This is a genomic window from Mesorhizobium sp. B1-1-5 (assembly GCF_006443065.1).
In the GTDB taxonomy this organism is placed as follows: Bacteria; Pseudomonadota; Alphaproteobacteria; order Rhizobiales; family Rhizobiaceae; genus Mesorhizobium.
This window is the reverse complement of sequence record NZ_VFWS01000342.1, coordinates 1-1541: the sequence shown is the minus strand read 5'-3', so window position 1 is coordinate 1541 and position 1541 is coordinate 1. Positions and strand designations below refer to the sequence as shown.

The window sequence follows — 1541 nt, the reverse complement described above, 5'->3', positions numbered from 1 at the left end:
CAGCTTCGCCGGGCATCGTGATCAAGCGTGAAGACGCCTTTCACCCCATCCCCGGTGTTGATCCCGTCGCCTTCGGCTCCGCCGGTTGCCGTTGGCCGGTGGACGGCACCAACGGTCAAGGTCTTCTCGCCTGCGGGGCCACGAAGGAGCCTGAGCGCTCCTACTGCGAAGCGCATCGGCGGCTCTCCTACACCCCACCAACCATCCGTCAGCACGCCGGTCTTCGATCGGCGGAAAGGATCTCCTGATGGCTAATCCGAGATTGCCGCTGGTGGGCGTCCGCTTTGGTCGTCTCGTTGTTCTGGCCCCGAGCCGCAGAATTCCTACAGGGGCTTTTGTCTGGCACTGCCGTTGTGACTGCGGCGTCGAGAAAGAAGTTCGCACGGCCTGTTTGCGCGACGGTACAACCGTCTCGTGCGGATGCCTTCGCAAAGAGAAGACTTTAAAGCGAAGCCTTAAGCATGGCGCTTACGCCAAGACGGCGCCTGATTTGGCGAAGACATGGTCTGGCATGAAGCAGCGATGCTTCAACCCGAACTCCGAAAATTACCGTCTCTACGGCGGCCGCGGCATCACTATCTGCGACCGCTGGCTGAACGGTGAGGGTGGAATGACCGGCCTCGAATGCTTCGTTGCCGACATGGGGCCGAAGCCATCGCCTGATCACACCGTTGATCGCTGGCCCGACAATGACGGCAACTACGAGCCATCGAACTGTCGGTGGGCAACGATGGCCGAACAAAACCTCAACAAGCGATCGAACGGGATCAAGGTCCCGACCGAGGAAAGGATATCAGCGTGACCGCTATCCACGAGAGGCCCAATAGAGCATCGCCATCCGAGGCGGGTTCCTTCGTCGAGGAGTTCGATCGTCTCGAGCAGGAGCGCGAAGAGAAGCTTCGCGTTCTCGACGCCGAATTCAAGGTGAAGAAGCGGGCAATCCAGAAGGCGACCGACGCGGATCAGAAAGAGATCCTGTCCGACGCGAAAAAGCACGGCGTCAACAAGGGCGTCATCCGGGCGATCGTCGACGCGCAGAAGCTAAAGCGTAAGGCCGAAGCCATGATCGAGCGCGCCGACGGCAAGGTCGACGGTCTGGAAGACGACGATCGCGAGTTCGCAACGGATATCCGTACCGCCTTAGGTGACAACTTCGCCAGCTTCGGTCTCGGCGCCGCCGCGGTGCAGCGCGAGGAAGCCGATGAAGATCCGGACGAGACCACATCGGCCGTCGTCAATGCCGTCAAGGGCAGCATGACCGATGACGAGTGGAACAAAGCCGGCGGTGCCGGCGCGCCACACTGAATTCAGAGGCAGCGGGAAGACGTCGTGTTCCCAGCGTGAGGGTCAAAGCTCCTAGGAGCCTCCCGAGCAACAGCGCAACACCATCGGCGTAACAGGGCGGAGAGACGCCCACCAATCAGCCCGAACGGGCACGAGGACCTGGGATGACGGCTCCACGCATTCTCGCGATCGACGCGGCCAGACGCCTTGGCTTCGCATATGGCGCCGCTGGCTCGAAGCCGACGTCGGGCTCGATC

At 61.6% G+C, this 1541-nt stretch carries 3 protein-coding genes; all 3 read left to right on the top strand.

The window, feature by feature from the left end:
• Nucleotides 1-248, top strand: a 248-nt coding sequence (locus FJ980_RS31155) for a GcrA family cell cycle regulator (RefSeq protein ID WP_246676647.1), incomplete at its 5' end; no start/stop codon positions are given.
• Nucleotides 248-802 carry a hypothetical protein gene (locus FJ980_RS31150; RefSeq protein WP_140547382.1) on the top strand — a complete coding sequence of 185 codons (555 nt, stop codon included), beginning with the start codon at nt 248-250 and terminating at the stop codon, nt 800-802. The genes FJ980_RS31155 and FJ980_RS31150, both read left to right, overlap by 1 nt.
• Complete coding sequence (locus FJ980_RS31145; protein WP_181181371.1) at nt 721-1305, top strand: hypothetical protein; 585 nt, start codon at nt 721-723, stop codon at nt 1303-1305. The genes FJ980_RS31150 and FJ980_RS31145 overlap by 82 nt, the downstream gene beginning before the upstream one ends.
• The last annotated feature ends 236 nt before the right edge of the window (nt 1306-1541 follow it).

Coding starts and splice junctions, on each gene's coding strand:
- FJ980_RS31150 (WP_140547382.1), top strand. CDS start 248: ATGGCTAATCCGAGATTGCCGCTGGTGGGCGTCCGCTTTGGTCGTCTC.